The organism is Leeuwenhoekiella sp. ZYFB001 (assembly GCF_011784865.1).
Lineage (GTDB): Bacteria > Bacteroidota > Bacteroidia > Flavobacteriales > Flavobacteriaceae > Leeuwenhoekiella > Leeuwenhoekiella palythoae.
The window spans coordinates 1,212,720-1,232,322 of the sequence record NZ_CP050460.1; the positions used below are offsets into that span (position 1 = coordinate 1,212,720).

Annotated in this window: 14 protein-coding genes; 1 reads left to right on the forward strand and 13 read right to left on the reverse strand. The window is 40.0% G+C overall.

The genetic code is table 11. The features are described from left to right. Positions 1-4: 4 nt before the first annotated feature. The 13 genes from HCN54_RS05290 to HCN54_RS05350 form a co-directional block, all read right to left on the reverse strand. A complete protein-coding gene (locus tag HCN54_RS05290) occupies positions 5-886 on the reverse strand; it encodes a hypothetical protein (protein WP_167596845.1) in 882 nt (293 codons plus the stop codon). Between the two features lie 164 nt (positions 887-1,050). Then, complete coding sequence (locus HCN54_RS05295; RefSeq protein ID WP_167596846.1) at positions 1,051-2,859, reverse strand: acyl-CoA dehydrogenase family protein; 1,809 nt, start codon at positions 2,857-2,859, stop codon at positions 1,051-1,053. A gap of 52 nt (positions 2,860-2,911) precedes the next feature. Continuing rightward, a complete protein-coding gene (locus tag HCN54_RS05300) occupies positions 2,912-3,268 on the reverse strand; it encodes a four helix bundle protein (RefSeq protein WP_167596847.1) in 357 nt (118 codons plus the stop codon). A 47-nt stretch (positions 3,269-3,315) separates the two neighbouring features. Further along, positions 3,316-4,506, reverse strand: a complete 1,191-nt coding sequence (locus HCN54_RS05305; RefSeq protein WP_167596848.1) for an acetyl-CoA C-acyltransferase — start codon at positions 4,504-4,506, stop codon at positions 3,316-3,318. A 100-nt stretch (positions 4,507-4,606) separates the two neighbouring features. Beyond that, positions 4,607-7,015: a 3-hydroxyacyl-CoA dehydrogenase/enoyl-CoA hydratase family protein gene (locus HCN54_RS05310; RefSeq protein ID WP_167596849.1), complete on the reverse strand. Its 2,409-nt coding sequence runs from the start codon at positions 7,013-7,015 to the stop codon at positions 4,607-4,609. After that, the gene (locus HCN54_RS05315; RefSeq protein WP_072982451.1) at positions 7,012-7,476 is read right to left on the reverse strand and encodes a MarR family winged helix-turn-helix transcriptional regulator; all 465 of its coding nucleotides are present in this window, start codon (positions 7,474-7,476) and stop codon (positions 7,012-7,014) included. Before HCN54_RS05315 ends, HCN54_RS05310 begins: the two co-directional genes overlap by 4 nt. A 135-nt stretch (positions 7,477-7,611) precedes the next feature. Continuing rightward, the gene (locus tag HCN54_RS05320; protein WP_167596850.1) at positions 7,612-9,381 is read right to left on the reverse strand and encodes an AMP-dependent synthetase/ligase; all 1,770 of its coding nucleotides are present in this window, start codon (positions 9,379-9,381) and stop codon (positions 7,612-7,614) included. A 330-nt stretch (positions 9,382-9,711) separates the two neighbouring features. Then, complete coding sequence (locus HCN54_RS05325) at positions 9,712-10,560, reverse strand: HAEPLYID family protein (protein ID WP_167596851.1); 849 nt, start codon at positions 10,558-10,560, stop codon at positions 9,712-9,714. A gap of 79 nt (positions 10,561-10,639) precedes the next feature. Beyond that, positions 10,640-11,026, reverse strand: coding sequence for a hypothetical protein (locus HCN54_RS05330; RefSeq protein ID WP_167596852.1), 387 nt, complete (start codon positions 11,024-11,026; stop codon positions 10,640-10,642). Positions 11,027-11,183: 157 nt separating this feature from the next. Further along, positions 11,184-11,762 (reverse strand): hypothetical protein, encoded by a 579-nt coding sequence (locus HCN54_RS05335; protein ID WP_167596853.1) that lies wholly within the window; start codon positions 11,760-11,762, stop codon positions 11,184-11,186. Continuing rightward, a complete protein-coding gene (locus HCN54_RS05340; protein WP_167596854.1) occupies positions 11,740-13,152 on the reverse strand; it encodes a hypothetical protein in 1,413 nt (470 codons plus the stop codon). Before HCN54_RS05340 ends, HCN54_RS05335 begins: the two co-directional genes overlap by 23 nt. A 171-nt stretch (positions 13,153-13,323) precedes the next feature. Beyond that, positions 13,324-16,986, reverse strand: a complete 3,663-nt coding sequence (gene purL, locus HCN54_RS05345) for a phosphoribosylformylglycinamidine synthase (protein WP_167596855.1) — start codon at positions 16,984-16,986, stop codon at positions 13,324-13,326. Positions 16,987-17,179: 193 nt separating this feature from the next. After that, positions 17,180-18,397, reverse strand: coding sequence for an RsmB/NOP family class I SAM-dependent RNA methyltransferase (locus tag HCN54_RS05350; RefSeq protein WP_167596856.1), 1,218 nt, complete (start codon positions 18,395-18,397; stop codon positions 17,180-17,182). 77 nt (positions 18,398-18,474) lie between these two features. On the opposite strand from HCN54_RS05350, the gene HCN54_RS05355 reads away from it, so the two are divergent. Further along, positions 18,475-19,524 carry a WD40/YVTN/BNR-like repeat-containing protein gene (locus tag HCN54_RS05355; protein WP_167596857.1) on the forward strand — a complete coding sequence of 350 codons (1,050 nt, stop codon included), beginning with the start codon at positions 18,475-18,477 and terminating at the stop codon, positions 19,522-19,524. The last annotated feature ends 79 nt before the right edge of the window (positions 19,525-19,603 follow it).

A 19,603-nucleotide genomic window follows, 5' to 3' on the forward strand; every position in this document is an offset into this window, starting at 1 on the left:
GAGTTTAGTTTTCTACAGATTCTGCCGCTACTGCCAGATATTTTCCGTCGGGACTCACAGTCATTCTGGTAATATTTTTAAGTCCGTAGCTGTTTAAACTTGCAGCAAACGTCCAGGCAGGTTCTCCAAATAGATCATAGACAAAAAGACTATCGCCGCTACCTACAAGAATCCGGTTTTCATCGAGCCACGTGTAATCTTGCCGACCAATGGGCATCTCGCATACGAAATAGCTTGTAGGTTCGTCACCCGAAAAGTCGAGTGTATAGAGATCCATATTTTTGGTTTCATTTTCCACCGTATAACTCATCGAGTTGCTATTGGGTATTTTTTGTAGTGACCTTCCGGAATTGGTGATGATGCTTTCTGAAGTTCCTTTTTCTGAATTTATAAGGAAGAGATCCATCTGATTTGGCTGTAAAACCGAAGCAATAAAGGTTTGCTGATCGTAAAAGGAAAAATAACCAACTTGACTGCTATCTAAAAGTTTTTTGAAAGCTTTGGTTTGAAAGTCATACTGCGCCAAGCGCTGACGACCTTGAGGATCTTGACGTACCGCAACGATCGTTTCAGTATTTGGAATGCGTTGCGGAGAGAAAAAACCGCTATTCGGTTCGTTAGTGAATACCGAATTTTTAGAAGTAGTTATGTCATAAATCCCAATAGCAGTGAGACTGTCTTGCGTACGACTGTAGAGTAAGGTGTTCTCATTATAAAATGAAGGTTGATTGTCATAACCTGCATTTTGAGAAATGTTTTTACCATTTACTATGTCAATGGTGGTGGGGGTTGTTTTGATCTCAAAAAGAAAAACCTCTGTGTTTTCCTGCGCTTGAAGTGAAAAGCTCATCACAAACGCAAGCAGTATAAATCCTATTTTTTGCATAAACTAAGTTGAAGTTTTAAAGATACAATGTTTCTTATATCACAACCAAAGTAAACAAGATTTGAGCCATTGTTTATCTCATTCTCATCAATCTTAAAAAACAAACCCCAAAGCAAAGCTTCGGGGTTGAATTCAAATCAAAATGTAATAATTAGGGCAAAACCTTAGAACGGATAGGTGTTTTCTTCCGTTACTTTTTCAGCGATGGTGTTGCGTAAAGCAACAACATTAGGCTGATTTTGATATTTAGTGAAACGCTTAAGACCCATAAGCATCATACGCTGCTCATCACCTTCAGCAAAAGACACAATGCCTTCTTTTGCTTTTTGGTTAATAGTATCTACAGCGTGATACAGGTACAATTGCGCCATTGCGATTTGCTCTTTCTGAGTGTCTTCGCCAAAGCGTTTTACGTTCTTTTCTGTACGTAAAATGGCACTTTCTGCCATATAGATCTCAATCAAGATATCTGAAGCTGCCATCAATAATTGCTGGTGCTCTTCTAGTGCTGGCCCATATTTTTGGATTGCACTTCCTGCAACCATCAAGAATACTTTTTTCAGTTTAGCAATCATCGCTTTTTCTTCAGAAAGGACTTCAGAATAATCTGGGGTATCAAAAGAAGGGATTCCGGTTAATTCATCGGCAACTGCCATCGCAGGGTTCAATAGATCTACGTGACCTTTCATCGCTTTTTTCACAAGCATTCCTACTGCCAGCATACGGTTGATCTCGTTGGTACCTTCGTAAATACGCGAAATACGAGCATCTCTCCAGGCAGCTTCCATCGGCGCATCGGCACTGAAGCCCATACCACCATAAATTTGGATACCTTCATCGGCACAATTCTGCATATCTTCTGAAGCGGCAACTTTAAGAATAGAACACTCGATCGCATACTCTTCAACACCTTTCAATTCGGCTTCCTGATGGCTGTTACCATCGGCCATTCTGATTGCGATTCGATCTTCAATATTTTTAGCTGCGCGGTACGAAGCACTTTCGCACACGTAAGCATTCGTAGCCATTTCAGCCAACTTATACTTGATCGCACCAAATTTGGCAATCGGTGTTTTAAACTGAACACGCTCATTTGCATATTTTACGCCCATATCAATGATACGGCGTTGCGCGTCAAGACAGGCAGCAGCAAGTTTGATACGACCTACGTTAAGCGCATTCATCGCGATCTTAAAACCTTCGCCACGACCGGCAAGCATATTTTCTACAGGAACCACGGTATCATTAAAAAATACCTGACGGGTAGAAGAGGAGTGAATACCTAATTTTTTTTCTTCCTCACCCAGTGAAATTCCGTTGGAAGGGTCATTTTCTACAATGAAACCGGTGATGTTTTTGTCATCTTCAATGCGGGCGAAAACAATAAACAGATTACAGAAACCGGCATTGGATATCCACATCTTCTGACCATTGATCTTGTAGCTTTTTCCGTCTGCTGAAAGTTCAGCTTTGGTTTTACCACTGTTGGCGTCAGAACCAGCTCCTGGTTCAGTCAAACAATAAGCACCAAACCACTCTCCGGTAGCCAATTTGGGAACGTACTTTTTCTTTTGCTCTTCGGTACCATAAAGGGTGATCGGCATCGTACCGATCCCGGTGTGTGCACCAAAGGCCGTCGCGATAGAACCGGTAGCTCCTGAAATGTAATCGCAAACAAGCATTGTAGAAACAAAGCCCATTCCCAGACCATCATATTCCTCAGGGACAGCGATACCAAGAAGACCAAGTTCACCCGCTTTACGCATCACTTCTTCGGTAAGCGCATAGTCTTTATGTTCAAAACGTTCTTTGTTAGGAACAATCTCACGGTCAACAAATTCTTTAACCGTTTCCTTCATCATTTTTTGCTCCTCGTTAAAATCTTCGGGAGTAAAAACATCTTCACAAGCGGTTTCTTTCACTAAGAATTGCCCGCCACGTAGAATTTCTTTTTTATCTGCTGTTTCTGCCATTGTATTGTATTTTAAGAATATAGAATAGAGAAAAAAGAGAAGAGATCATCGGTTACAAGCCGTTTTGAAATCCCATTGTCATTTTTTGCCATTCCTGTATTTTGGTTTCTAATTCAACTAATTTTTTATCGTCTATATAACTTTTATGCCTCGCTATCAGTAATTGAGTACCCAATTCAAATGAAGATCCCAGAGCATAATCAATAAAAGTGCTGAAAGCTTTATCTGTTCTAGATGAACCTTCTGAAATATTGCTTGGGATTGATGTACTAGCTCTACTCATTTGTGAAGCGAGATCAAATCTTTCATGTTTAGGAAAAGATTCAATTACATCTGAAATATCACAAGCTATTTCCAATCCTAAAGACCAAATTTTTAAGTTTTTATAATTATGCCTTCTTTTGCTCATAATTAAAACTCTTTTATCTCTGTTCTTTGCTCTCTATTCTAAGATTTCTAATTAAGGAACTCATAAACCCCGGCTGCACCTTGACCGGTACCTACGCACATTGTAACAACGCCGTATTTACTTTTCATTTCGCGTTTGCGCATTTCATCAAAAAGCTGAACGGAAAGTTTGGCTCCTGTACAACCCAGCGGGTGACCTAAAGCGATGGCACCACCGTTTACGTTTACGATATCTGGATTAAGATCTAGTTCTCTGATTACGGCTAAGGATTGCGAAGCAAAAGCTTCATTCAATTCGATAAGATCGATATCCTTCTGCTGCAATCCGGCTTGTTTTAGAGCTTTTGGAATTGCCTTAACCGGACCAATTCCCATTATACGGGGTTCTACACCAACGGCTGCGAAATTCACCAGGCGCGCTATAGGCTCTAATTTGAGTTCTTTCACCATTTCTTCGCTCATCACTAGTACGAATGCTGCACCGTCGCTCATTTGTGAAGAGTTCCCTGCGGTTACGCTTCCGCCTTCGGCGAAAACAGGGCGCAATTTTGCCAGAATCTCAAGCTTGGTATCTGCACGTGGACCTTCATCTTTACTTACCGTATAGGTTTTAGTTTCTTTTTTTCCGGCACCGTTTACAAACGTGTGTTCGACATCAATTGGAACAATTTGCTCTTTAAAACGATCTTCTTTCTGCGCTTTTAAGGCTTTCTGGTGCGAGTTGTAAGCGAACTCATCCTGATCTTCCCGAGAAACATTAAACTGATTGGCCACCGCTTCTGCAGTAAGACCCATTCCCCAGTAATAATCCTCATTTCCGGCTTTTGCCACTTTATAATCTGGAACCGGTTTGTAACCACCCATCGGGATGTAACTCATACTTTCGGCACCCCCGGCGATGATACAATCTGCCATTCCTGCTTGGATTTTAGCCGAAGCCATTGCGATGGTTTCTATTCCTGAAGCGCAATAACGGTTCACCGTTACTCCTGGAACGTCTTCGATCTTTAATCCCATCAAAGAGATCAACCGACCAACGTTAAGGCCTTGCTCTGCCTCAGGCATCGCATTACCCACCATCACATCATCAATGCGCTTCTTGTCAAAGTCAGGAAGCTCCTTCATCATGTAATCGATGGTTTCTGCGGCGAGTTCGTCTGGTCTTTTAAATCGGAACAAACCACGCGGTGCTTTTCCGACGGCTGTTCTGTATGCTTTTACGATATATGCTGTTTTCATTTTTTAGATTTTTTTGAGAGAAAAGAGAAAAGATATAAGAGGATAGATTTTGTAATCTCTTAATCATCTCTGATCTATTATCTTTTTTCTAATTTCTACTTTAGTTTCTTAGCGGTTTCCCTTTCTTGATCATATGCTCTAAGCGCTCTAATGTTTTACGCTCTCCGCAAAGACTTAAGAAGGCTTCACGCTCCAGATCTAGCAAGTAGCGCTCGCTTACATACGAAGCCTCCGATAAATCACCACCAGCCATTACATAGGCTAGTTTATTAGCGATTTTCTGATCGTGATCACTGATGTATTTCCCCGCGTTCATTTGATCGGTTCCTACTAAAAATGCACCCAAAGCTTGTTTACCTAAGACTTTAATGTCAGTACGTTCAATGGGTTTGGTGTAGCCTTGATCTGCCATAAACTTCGCTACTTCTTTAGCTGCAGCGATCTGGCGATCTTTATTGACCACAACAATATCTTTGCCCGGTTTTAAAATCCCTAAGTCGTAAGCTTCATAGGCTGAAGTCGAAACTTTTGCCATACCAATTGTTAGGAAATATTCGCGTAGTCGGTTTAACTCGACGTCGTCTTTTTTATAGGTTTCAGAAGCTCTTAAAGTCATTTCTTTAGAACCACCACCGCCGGGAATTACCCCAACACCAAATTCTACCAAACCAATATAACTTTCAGCAGCGGCCACAACGCGGTCTGCGTGCAAAGTCATCTCACAACCACCACCTAAGGTCATCGCCTGTGGAGCAACTACGGTAGGAATAGAAGAGTAGCGCAAGCGCATACAGGTATCCTGGAAGTACTTTACGGCAGCGTTCAGTTCATCATATTCCTGCTCAACGGCCATCATAAAGATCATCCCGATATTGGCACCCACAGAGAAGTTCTTCCCTTGATTGGCAACTACGAGTCCGGCGAAATCTTTTTCTGCTAAATCGATGGCTTTATTTAAACCGCTCAGAACATCACCGCCAATAGAATTCATTTTAGAACGGAATTCAACATTTAGGATTCCATCGCCGAGGTCTTCAACAACAACGCCGCTGTTTTTAAATACCTCTTTAGATTGACGGATGTTATCGAGAATGATAAAGCCATCCTGACCCGGTTTTTTCAAATATTCTTTCTTCGGAATATCGTAGTAGAAGGTGTTTCCTTCTTTAACGGTATAGAAGGAATCTTTTCCGGAAGAAAGCATTGCAGCAACCCAATCAGCTACTTCATAACCTTCGGCTTTCATCAATTCGATTCCCTTCTCTACACCAACGGCATCCCAAATTTGAAACGGACCGTGCTCCCAGCCATAACCGGCACGCATCGCGTCATCAATTTTATATAATTCATCTGTGATCTCAGGAATACGATTTTGCACGTAAGCGAATAATCCGGCGAAATTTTTTCGGAAGAATTCTCCGGCTTTATCTTTTCCTTTAACTAGAACCGGAAAGCGATCAGCTACATTATCAATAGACTTCGTCATCTCAAGTGTACTGAAAGAGGCGCGCTTGTTAGCTCTATATTCCATAGAATTCAAGTCTAGCGTTAGAATCTCGCTAGAGCCGTCCTCCTTTTTAATTTTCTTATAAAATCCTTGTCCGGTTTTGCTTCCTAACCATTTATTCTCGTGCATCGTGTTGATGTAGTTAGGTAGCGAAAACAACTCAGCACGCTCATCGTTTTCTACGTTTTCACGAATACCATTCGCCACGTGAACTAAGGTGTCAAGTCCTACAACATCAACGGTACGGAAGGTAGCCGATTTTGGACGACCAATTACCGGTCCCGTTAATTTATCAACTTCCTCAACGGTCATCCCGAGTTCTTCCACGGTGTGGAAAAGGCTCATAATACTATACGTACCTACGCGGTTACCGATAAATGCCGGAGTATCTTTAGCAACAACCGAAGTTTTTCCGAGGAATTTTTCGCCGTAGGCATTCAAAAATGCTAAAACTTCTTTATCAGTCTTAGGTCCCGGAATGATCTCAAAAAGATCTAAGTAACGCGCCGGATTGAAGAAATGCGTTCCGCAGAAATGCTTCTGGAAATCATCGCTTCGACCTTCACTCATAAATTTGATTGGAATTCCTGAAGTATTTGAAGTGATCAGTGTTCCCGGGGTACGGTGTTTATCAAGCTTTTCAAAAACTTGTTTTTTGATATCTAAACGCTCGATCACCACCTCGATGATCCAGTCGTAGTCTTTTACTTTAACGATATCATCTTCCATATTACCTGTTGTGATGCGATTTGCAAAATCTTTGTGGTAAATAGGAGAGGGCTTAGATTTTAACGCATTTTGAAGATGGTCATTTACCAGCCTGTTGCGTACCGCTTTATCTTCAAGCGTTAAACCTTTTGCTTTCTCTTTGTCGTTAAGTTCGCGAGGAACTATATCGAGTAACAGCACTTCAACTCCTATGTTTGCAAAATGGCAAGCGATGCCGCTTCCCATAATACCAGAGCCAATTACTGCAACTTTATTTATACGTCTTTTACTCATTGTTTTATAGTAGTTTCAGAAGTGTTATAAATTTTTTTATTCTGTATTAAATCATTGATGACGTGGATCACTTCAAAAAAGTGATCTACTTTTTCTGCATCAATGTTAGCGCGAACCGCTTCGTTAAATTTCAATACACGGTCTTTACTAAAGTCTCTGTTTTCCTTTCCAAATTCCGTCAGGAAAATCAATACGCCCCGACCATCAGCCGGATTGGGTTTACGTTCTATAAGTCCGCGTTCTTCCATCGATTTCAGGGTTCTAGAGAGACTGGTCGCTTCCATTCCCATTCTAGGTCCCAAAGCTGTTGAAGGCGTTCCTTCCTCAGGGTCTATACTCAATAAAGCAAAACCTGTAGCCATCGTACTGTCTAACTTTGCAGCTTGCTCATTATACATTTTAATAACGGCTTGCCAGGTCGCTCTAAGGGCGTGATCTATTGTGATATCTTTTTTACTCATACGTTTTCGTAAAGTTAAAAAAATAATACTATGCACGCATAATAAATTAAGGAAATTTTATAAGATTATTATCTCACAAGGTGATTGCTGGGTATATTCATAAAAAAACTCCTTATTTCTAAGGAGTTTAATAGATTATTCACGCTCGTAAATTTTATTGTAAAGGTCAAGATACTTCTCCTTAACGATACGTCGCTTAAGTTTCATAGTAGGAGTGAGGTGACCTGCTTCAATACTCCACTCGTCGGGAGTAAGCTCAAATTTCTTGACACGTTCCCACTTACCGAATTTCTCATTGTGAATATCAACATCCTCTTGAATGCGTTTCTTCACTTCCTCGTTTGAAGCGATTTCCTTAGGAGTAGTACCTACGTTAATATTTTTGAGTTTTGCCCATTCGGTCACAAATTCAAAATTAGGCTGAATTAGGGCAGCCGGCATTTTCTCACCTTCACCTACCACCATTATATGTTCGATAAAGCGGGATTGCTTCATCATATTTTCAATGATCTGAGGCGCTACATATTTACCACCGCTGGTTTTGAACATTTCCTTTTTACGGTCTGTAATTTTCAGGAAGCCTTCGCTGTCGATCTCACCAATATCTCCCGTGTGGAAATAACCGTTCTCTAAAACCTCATCAGTTTTTTCTTTGTCTTTATAATAGCCGATCATCACCTGCGGACCTTTAATAAGAATCTCACCATCTTCGGCGATCTTGACTTCAGTCTGCGGAATAGGTTTTCCTACGGTACCTATTTTAAAGCCCTTATCACGCATATCATTTACTGAAATTACCGGCGATGTTTCGGTAAGACCGTAACCTTCCATGACGCCGATATCTGCAGCATTAAAAACGCGTGCAAGTCGGGGTTGTAAAGCAGCACTACCCGAAGCGATCACTTTTAAATTTCCGCCTAAAGCTTCCTGCCATTTACTGAAAATAAGTTTACGGGCAATACCTAATTTTTTCTCGTACCACCAGCCGTTTTGACCGTAAGGCTCGTAGTCAAGACCGGTTTCTACAGCCCAGAAGAACAGTTTCTTTTTGATTCCGGTTAAATCTGCACCTTTTGCAATGATCTTATCATATACTTTTTCAAGTAAACGCGGGACAGCTGTCATTACTTCAGGCTGAACTTCTTTAAGGTTTTCACTTATTGTGTCTAGACTTTCAGCAAAATAGATAGAAACTCCAGTATACTGATATAAATACATCAACATGCGTTCGTAGATGTGGCATACCGGTAAGAAACTCAACGCTTTACTTTGCCCCGGCACAATAGGAAAACGCGACGCGCTATTCAATGCATTGGACACCACATTTTTATGGCTCAGCATCACGCCTTTAGGTCTTCCGGTAGTTCCTGATGTATAAATAAGAGTTGCAAGATCATCTTCTTTAACTGCTGCCTTTAATTTTTCAACTTCAGGCTGAAGGCTGTTATCTTTTTCTTTGACCTCCTCCCAACTTTTGCATCCGTTAATCGCATCAAAACTATAAACCTCCTTAAGTGTTGGTACATTTGCTTTTATTGTATTTAGCTTATTAAGTACTTCTTCATCAGAAACAAAGCAGAAAATAGATTCGCTATGGTTTAGTACGTACTCGTATTCTTCTTCCGAAATCGTTGGATAAATAGGAACGTTTTGTGCGCCTAATTGCAGGATACCTATATCCATGATATTCCACTCCGTACGGTTTGTAGAAGAGATCACGGCAATTTTATCATTGGGTTTTACACCTAACTTTAATAGCCCCCGACTTATAGCATTAGCTTGATCAAGATAAGATTGAGTAGTTGTTGCTACCCATTTGCCATCATATTTAGTTACTAAGGCTTCTTTTAAATTATACTGTTCAAGTTGATGGTAGGGGAAGTCAAAAAGACGTTTAATTTCCATAGTTATGAAATAGGTTTACTCGATGCTCGAGAGTGAATAATTAAGGGTTCTGTCCCGATAAACTATATTCTTTATAAGTTTTCTTTAAAGCGTTTCTTCAGAAAATATTCTAAGTGTGAACTAATGCTATTAAGGTACAGACAAAATACAATTTAAGTTATTGATATTTCGGTTTTGAAAGTCCTTTGAGGTATTTGCTTACTGCAAAATAGCGAAATTATAGACTTTTTTATATGATTTTAGAAAAATTTACAACGTTGTATTATTAAAATCAAAATAGCACAGATTTTTTAGTTCTGTGCTATTGGCTATTCAGAATTCTATAATTCCTTAATGCCCGGGCTCATAGATCAAGCGTAAAAACGAACTAAAGCGCTCAGTTTCTCTATTGATCGGAATACCGGTTACAATACCTATTAGTAAGTTTTCGGCTACATCAAGCCGCAACTGCGGTCTTATAGTCATGTCAAAATCACCTTGGTTGAATTCCTTATTAAACTCAAGACCAATAAAATTTCGGGTTCCCGAAATCATATAATGAATATTACTATTGATCTGCCAACTGGTGTGAAGTGCTCCATCACTAAAATGATGAGCAATCGCGGGTCCTGTGTAGATCAAACTATGAAAATTAGAGCCCAATCTTTTAGCAGCAATAAAAAACGGATTATAGACATTACCGGTAAACAATTTCCCTGCGCCGTAGTTATTAAAATTTGTGAGTTCAAACTCTTGAATGTAGCCAAATGCCATACTTGTTTTGTGCTTTTCAGAAACCCAAAATGTGTATTGACCGGCGATCTTGATGCTGTTTAAGCGGTTTCCGGGTGCGTTGCCATTTTCTCCAACCGGGTAATGTAAAGAGAAAGGCACTTCTATTTCTAACCCCAACCGGTCTGCGGGTGCCCATTCATATTCTACAAGGGCCAGATATTCATCATAACGATCGCGATCGGTAAGGCCGAGTCCAATATTCCATTCTTTTTCTCCTTTACGAGCCCCTAAATCACGAATTAGGTCGATGTACAGCGGTTCGGCATGTAGAATTTTTAAAGGCTCTTGGCTTCCTTCAACTTCGGCAATATATAAACTGTCTTTAATAGCATTTTGCTCGGTTTCTTGAGCATAAGTATAGTGTGTGAGTACTGCCATGAGCAGCACTAATGGTAAGTGTTTCATTTTAATTTGTTTAATGAATGTATTGAATATGAGAATGCACCTCAGGCGCTGAGGTGTTCAATAATGTGGTATAAACAAATTAATATTGGGGTGGGGGAGCGTCAACTTCCAGTGATAAAGTGCAGAAATTTGCTAAGGCAAAAAGCGTATTTTGTTTTTTTAAAAGACTGAAATTTTGCTGAAATGCAATTGCCGATTGGTCAACGATAAAGTGATCCAGATTTACCGAAGTTTTAGAAGAAGTGTGCTCTTCGGTGTCATTGTCGTCGTATTCAGGAATAATATCACCAAGATCTAGAACTTGCTCAACAACTAATTCTATAACACTTTCCTGATCATTATAATTTAAATTTTCAGCGCGATTAGGAAACAGGTCTGGGCTGTCTACACAAATATTAAGCATATAGAGCGCAATAAGCCCCCAAAATATGCGAATACTAGTATGTTTACGGTTCAGACCTGTCATTTAATTCTTTGAGTTTACTGCTTCTCAATCCATTTGCGGGCATTTTCAAAAGCTTCGATCCACGGGCTTACTTCATCCTTGCCTTTGTGAGAAAAATTTATATCAAAACTAATAAAATAGAGGTGTAGTATCGGAAAATATTAATCCTTTTTAATTTCTAAAATGCAAGACCAATTTCTTTGCCTAAAACCCAATTATTATTCTTGTTTTCGTAAAGATGAATACCAGATTCAAACTCCATTTCAGAACCTCTATAGTAATATATTAAAGCGTATTTTCTATTTTTAGATATAATAGGTTGTCCTAGGAATAATTTTAATAAGGAGTGATATCTTATTGATTCATTACTATTATTCATTATTTTTTGTTGTAGGGCTTCAAAGTCTTCCATTTGTGATTTATATTCCTTAGGAATAACCTGAATAAGGCTGGATTGATTTTCTAATTGTTTCAATAGAGTTTTTCCTTCATCAATGTCAAATAGTGCTGTATTTTCATCAGGATAAAAATCTTCTAAATACTGTTTAGGGTCATTTACTCTGGTTAATATAAAATTATTGAATTCATCATTTTGAATAAATTCATAGTTTATTCCAAAGTTTTTCGTTCCAAAGTAATCTCTTTGTAGCTTTATTTCCTCATTTAATATATTGCTATAGGCTGATTTTTTAAAACTTTCAACAGATTTACAATTTTGAAAAAATATGCAAAGTTTAATTACAATTGCCAGACGCATTATTAGTCGCAGGTTTGCCTTTTGGCGATGTGGTCGTCTTTGTTCCATTTGGGTAAGTATAATTACGAATTGAATTAGTTAGTTCTGCGTCAATTGCTTCTTTTATCTCAACAAATTCAGGATTTCTATTGTTAGGATTATTGAAAGCATCATTTGCATTTAAGTATTCGGGAAACATTCCTTTGAATGTTGGGGTTAATGAGATTGCCCCTGCATAGCTCAATTTTTCATAGTACGAAAAAGGTAAGTTGTATCCCCTGTTCTGACCATAAACAGATAAAGATGAAGCCATTTCAGCGACTAATTCAGACATTATTTCATGGTGAGCTTTACCATAGTTGCTGGGTTTATTGGCGTTGAAGTTTATAAATGCTTCTACCAGATCTTTAAATTCTGGGTCGGGATTTCCTGTTACCGAAGTAAACTTACCTTCTTCAAGCATATAAACTAAAATCGCGTGAACCGATTCATGTATTGTTGTTCTTGCTATGGATAAATCCGTGGCTGTTGAAAGGTAAGACTCATTTAGCCAGATATTAATATCCATTGTTTTAGTCGCTGGATTAAAAGTATAGGTTTGAGATGTTCTACCATTACCAGGTATCGTAGAAGAGACAGCATAAACAAGGTTAACCTTATCATTAGCTTCAAAAATATCTAATAATAATTGATTTAATGGAGAGCAAACACCATAAGCCTGTTCTACAATGATTTTGGCACATGGATAATTTATAAAGTTTGGATCGGTAATAATATTGTCGTCATTTATCTTTTCAATTGTACGCTCCTCCAAACTCACTTTTCCATCATAGTTAGCACCTATATTAGAGTCATAAGCTCCTCCGCCAGCTTGGAAAGTAGAAAAATTTTGGTAAGAATCATATCCCGGAGTATTTGAAAAAATGACCTCTCTTGTCAACCCTTGGTATGTTGTGTGCGTATAAACTAAACCACCGCTAGTAAATTTATACCAATCCTGAAAGTGTTCAGTTTCAATAAATATATAGCTTCTGTCTAAAGCAAAGCGTTTAGAATTAATTTTAATGATTTCTTTTGCGTCCAAGAGCTTTTCATATATACCTTCAATATAATGAAACGAGTCAGTTTCTCCTGCCGTATTTATAAACCGTACAATAGCTGTATTTTTCTTTTCGCTTAGACGATAGTGGGCATCACCGGGTTTAATATCAATTATCTTTGCTAGTGTTATTTGTTTCTGGTCATCCACCAGAATCGTGAAATGAATGTTGGGATTTATTTGATCTGTAGGATTATACTGAATTAAATACTCGGTGAAAATCTCGTCATTAATTTCTACAATTTTGGCACTAGTGGGTAAAATCTGACTGTTTTGTGGAAGCCATTTCTCAAATCTTGAAAGATTATACAACTTCTGATTTGGTTCCCAACTTGTTATATCTTCATTTTGGCAGCCTAGAAAAAAATGAATACTGTCAGTAAAACCGTAAAATAATTCTTTATCATAAAATTTTTAGTATTAAGATTTAAATTTACTAAAAATTTTATTAGTAATTATAAATTAATTATCATAGATAATCATTTAAGTTAACTGCTTCTCAATCCACTTGCGAGCATTTTCAAAAGCTTCGATCCACGGGCTTACTTCATCTTTGCGACCCTTTGGATAGTTGGCCCAGTTCCATTGAAAAATAGAGCGCTCAATGTGCGGCATTGTTACCAAATGACGTCCGGTTTTATCGGTCATCATTGCGGTGTTGTAGCTACTTCCATTAGGATTTGCAGGGTAGGCATCGTAGCCATATTTAGCCACAATGTTGTATTCTTTTTCGCTAAGCGGAAGTTCAAATTTTCCTTCTCCATGAGAGATCCAAACACCAAGAGTAGCTCCTTCTAAAGTAGAAAGCATTACCGAATCGTTTTTCTGAATCTTCACACTGGTGAAGCCACTTTCGTGCTTGTGCGAATCGTTATGCAGCATTTTTGGCTTTTCGTCGTGTTCCGGGTTGATCAGGTCTAATTCAACAAAAAGTTGACAACCGTTACAGATTCCTACCGAAAGCGTATCAGGGCGTGCGAAGAAATCTTTTAATGCTTTATTGGCTTTCTCATTGTATAAGAAAGCTCCTGCCCAACCTTTTGCCGAACCTAAAACATCGGAGTTTGAGAAACCACCCACAGCACCAATAAACTGAATATCTTCAAGCGTTTCACGACCGGTGATCAAATCGGTCATATGCACATCTTTTACATCAAAACCTGCGAGATACATCGCATTGGCCATTTCGCGTTCTGAGTTACTTCCCTTTTCGCGTAAGATTGCCGCTTTCGGTCTTGGTTTAGAAGCATCAATTGTTGGTTTGATTCCGGTGAAATGCTTCGGAAATTCAAACTTCAAATCTTGCTGATCAAAGTTGTTGTAACGATCTTCAGCCAATCCATTAGCCGTTTGTTTCTGATCTAATAAATAAGAAGTTTCAAACCATTTTCTTCGCAATGACGGAATATTTAAACCAATTTCTACCGAATCTTTTTTGATCAATAATTCGTCTGAAGTATTAGTCGAACCTATTTTAAAGAATTCCACTTTGTTTTCAGTCAAGGCGGCTTCAAAAGCAGCATCATCAGTTGCCTGAACGACCACACCAGCATTTTCAGCAAATAAGATTTTGATAATATCTTGTTCAGCAAATGCAGAAAAATCAACTGAAGCACCCAGTTTATTTTCAGCAAAACACAATTCTAAAAGCGTCGTGATCAATCCGCCCGAAGCTACATCGTGACCGGCTGCAACAAGATCCTTTCTAATTAGGCTTTGTAAGGTATCGAAAGCGGTAGCAAAAGCAGCATCGTCTTTAATGCTTGGTGCTTCCATTCCCACTTTATTCTGAATTTGGGCAAACGAAGAACCTCCCAATTTAAAGTTATCTTGAGATAAATTTAGGTAGTAGATCGATCCTGCTTCAGCATCTAGCACTGGTTCAACCACGCGGTTGATATCATCACAGCTTCCTGCCGCAGAAATAATAACCGTTCCAGGAGCAAGCACATCACCTTCAGGGTATTTTTGCTTCATCGATAAGGAATCTTTTCCGGTAGGAACATTGATTCCTAAAGCGATCGCAAATTCTGAAACAGCTTCAACCGCCTCATACAAACGCGCATCTTCACCTGCATTATTACAGGGCCACATCCAATTTGCAGAAAGCGAAACCGATTTTAAACCCTTTTCCAGCGGCGCCCACACAATGTTGGTAAGGGCTTCTGCGATACTGTTCTTACTTCCTGCAACGGGGTCGATCAATCCGCTTACGGGAGAATGCCCAATAGAAGTAGCAATTCCGTTTGAAGATTTAAAATCAAGTGCCATCACACCCACGTTATTCAGCGGAAGTTGCAGCGAACCAACACATTGTTGTTTTGCCACACGACCACCTACACAACGGTCCACCTTATTGGTCAACCAGTCTTTACAAGCAACGGCTTCCAGCTGCAATACGTTCTCTAAATACTCGTGGAAGTTTTCTAAAGAATAAGAAACATCGCTATAAATACGATGGATTTTAGTATCAACCATGACCGTTTTTGGCGAGCTGCCAAACATATCGTTCATAGCCAAATCCATTGGCGCAGCACCGGTAGTGGCCGACTTGAACGTGAAACGGTGATCGCCGGTCACGTCGCCCACTTCGTACATTGGAGAGCGCTCGCGATCTGCGATGGTTTTTAAAGTTTTAATTTGTTCGGCACCTATCACAAGACCCATACGTTCTTGCGACTCGTTACCGATTATTTCTTTAGCCGAAAGGGTAGGATCACCCACCGGCAATTTATCAAGATCGATCAATCCGCCAGTTTCTTCAACCAATTCAGAAAGACAGTTCAAGTGACCACCGGCACCGTGATCGTGAATAGAAACGATGGTATTCTCATCGCTTTCTACCATTCCGCGGATGGCGTTAGCCGCACGTTTTTGCATTTCAGGATTAGAACGTTGAATCGCATTCAACTCAATTCCTGAGCTAAATGCACCCGTATCTGCCGAAGATACCGCAGCACCGCCCATACCAATACGGTAGTTGTCACCACCGAGAATTACAATTTTATCTCCGGTTTCCGGTTTTTCTTTTAAAGCTTGTTGTTTCTTGCCATAACCAATTCCACCGGCTTGCATAATCACTTTATCAAAACCCAGTTTTCTTCCGGCTTCATCGTGCTCAAAAGTAAGCACCGAACCTGCGATAAGCGGTTGGCCAAATTTGTTTCCAAAATCTGAAGCTCCATTTGAGGCTTTGATCAAAATATCAATAGGCGTCTGGTATAACCATTTACGCGCCGGCATCGCATCTTCCCAAGGACGTTCTTCCTTGAGGCGAGAATAGGCAGTCATATAAACAGCGGTCCCTGCCAGCGGAAGCGAACCTTGACCACCTGCCAGACGGTCGCGTATTTCACCACCGGCTCCCGTTGCAGCACCGTTAAAAGGCTCAACAGTGGTAGGGAAGTTGTGGGTTTCCGCCTTAAGCGAGAGCACACTGTCAAATTCCTTTTCGGTATAAAAATCGGGTTTATCTGCAGTTGCAGGAGCAAACTGTGTCGCTTTAGGACCTTTTACAAATGCAACATTGTCTTTGTAAGCCGAAACAATCTCATTTGGATTTGCTTCGGAAGTTTTACGAATCATTTTGAATAGGGAAGAGGGCATCGTTTTCCCGTCGATCACAAAGGTTCCGTTAAAGATCTTGTGGCGGCAATGTTCAGAATTCACTTGGCTGAAACCAAACACTTCAGAGTCGGTAAGGGGGCGGCCTATGCGTTCTGCAACACTTTCCAGATAAGTGACTTCTTCTTCGCTTAAGGCTAAACCTTCCTGCTCGTTATAGGTTTGAATATCTTCAATAGCCTTAATGTCTTCAGGCTCGATGTCGATGGTATAAATTTCCTGATCGAGCTTGCTGTATTCCTGAGAAAGCATCGGGTCAAAGTCGGCCTTTCCGGCAACAAATTCTTCAATTCTAATAATGCCTTCAATTCCCATATTTTGGGTGATCTCAACAGCATTGGTACTCCAGGGTGTGATCATCGTCGCACGCGGACCAATAAAAAAAGCGTCGATTGCAGACGCTTCTATTTTAGGCTGGTTGCCAAAAAGCCAGATGAGCTTGTTTGTAGTTTCTTCTGAAAGTTCAGCTTTAGCTTGAACTGCGTAAATTTTGGTGTCTTGTGAACCGAAAAAATGAATCATAGTGCTTTTACTAAGGAGCCACAAATTTAAGGATTTTTAACGGTTAGAAACACGCTTGGATTGAAACAAAATTCAACAGAAAAATGACTGTTTTTGTTGATAACTGAAAAATGGATGATGCCTATTGCCACAAAAAAGAAAAGCCTTAAAAGAGTGAACTTTTAAGGCTTTAAAATGCTATTGTTTTCAGTAGCTAGGCTTTGTCTTTTTTGACCATTAAGCACATATAAAAGCCGTCATAACCGCTTTCGCTAGATAATACTGTTTTCTGCTTTTCTATGCTGAAGTCGCTTCCTTCCTCAGTTTTTAGGAACTTTTTGATCTGTTCTTGATTTTCTGAAGGTAGAATAGAGCAAGTAGCATAAACCATTTTTCCACCAGGCTTAACGATCTTAGAATAGTCTTTTAAAATGCTTTGCTGCGTAGCCTGGATTTTTTCAACGAAATCCGGTTGTAGTTTCCATTTTGCATCCGGGTTACGGCTTAAAACACCAAGTCCCGTACACGGCGCATCAATAAGCACGCGGTCTGCCGAATTGTGAAGCTTCTTAATTACTTTAGTTGAATCGATCACTCGGGTTTCAATATTAAAAGCTCCTGCACGGCGCGCACGACGCTTGAGCTCTTTTAGTTTATTTCCGTAGATGTCAAGTGCGATTAACTGACCTTTGTTATCCATTTGTGCAGCGAGATGCAAGGTTTTACCCCCAGCACCTGCGCAAGTATCCACCACACGCATTCCCGGCTCTACGTCAAGATATGGAGCGACCAATTGTGAAGAAGCATCCTGTACTTCAAAGAGTCCGTTTTTGAAGGCTTCAGTAGTAAAAACATTGCCGCGTTCTTGAAGTTGAAGCGCGTCTTTATAAGGTTTGATATTTTCGGTCTCGTGACCTTCTTCGGCTAAAGCGGTTTGCAACGCACCGATATCAGATTTTAACCGGTTTACGCGCAATACTACCGGAGCTTGCTTGTTTAACGCAGCGAGTTCTGCATCCCATTTATCACCTAGTTCCTTTTCGCCAAGAGCATCCAACCAGTCAGGAATAGATTCTCTAAATTTTCGAGTGTTCGATAATTCGTCAAAACGTCCTTTGATTCTTCGGGTAGGCGTTTCTTCAAACTGAGGCCAGTCTGGTAGTTTAATTCCGCGTAGCGTACACCAAACAGCAAAGAGACGCCAAAGGTCTTTACGCTCAAAAGGTTCTTTTACATCAGCGATTTCTGCATATAGTCTTTTCCAGCGTACAATATCGTATGTGGTTTCGGCGATAAAACTGCGGTCGCGAGAGCCCCAGCGTTTGTCACGTTTCAGTTGTTTAGCGATCACTTTATCAGCATAGCCGCCTTCATTAAAAATTTCGATTAAGCCATCAATAACAGCAAAAACCAGATTGCGATGTAAACGCATAACAAATGTTTTTAAAATGCGCGCAAAGGTACAGGATTAAAAAGGAATAGTTTTAAATTCGAGAAAATTTTAAATCTATGAGATATTTATTAGGAGTGGCGCTCAGTTTAGCAGTTTTTGGTTGTAAAAATACTCCAGAACCTAAAGAATTGACTGCGATTCAAGCCGTTGAAATAGAACGTATTTATGAAGATTCGGTAAGTGTGAGAGCGCTCGAAATTCTTGATGATGGCAGCCTGGCTTTTGCAGGTTCTAACGGAAAATACGGTTTGTATAATCCTGCTACTAAAGTTTGGAATACAGCGGTAATGAAAAGGGATAGTATTACGCCTAGCTTTAGAGCGGTAGCACATACTGCAGAAGATTTTTTTATGCTCAGTATTGAAAGTCCGGCGTTGTTGTACAAAACAGGAGATTCCGGTGCTATGGAATTGGTTTATGAAGAAAATGATCCTAAAGCTTTTTTCGACTCTATGACCTTCTGGAATGATCAAGAAGGAATAGCTATGGGAGACCCTACCGAAAATTGTATCTCAATAATTATCACCCGAGATGGAGGGAATACGTGGACTAAAGTTTCTTGCGAGAATTTACCTGAAGCAGCAGAAGGGGAGGCGGCGTTTGCAGCAAGCAATTCTAATATCGCTGTGTATGAAAATAACGCGTGGATCATCACCGGCGGAATGAAATCAAGGGTTTTGCATACCGGTGACAAAGGAAAAACTTGGGAAGTATTTGACACCCCATTAAAACAAGGAACTTCAACTACCGGTGGATATTCAATTGATTTTTATGACGAAAATACCGGGGTGGTAATCGGCGGGGATTACACTAACGCAGAAGGTAACGAGGCAAACAAAGCGATCACGCAAGACGGAGGAAAAACTTGGGCGTTGCTAGCAGATAAGGCAGCACCGGGCTACCGTAGCTGCATTCAGTTTATTCCAAATTCTGAAGGCAAAGAATTGTTGGCGATAGGCTTTGAAGGGATCGACTATTCTAGTGATCAAGGAGCCACTTGGAAAAACTTGAGTAGTGAAGGCTTTTTTACGGTACGCTTCTTAAATGATTCAACAGCTTACGCAGCAGGAAGCAATAGGATAGCAAAGCTTAAGTTTAAGCGCTAGGCCAAAAAAAATGCGACTCTTTTGAGTCGCATTTTTCGTTTTAACGCTAATAAAACTAAATATATAAATCAATAGGTAA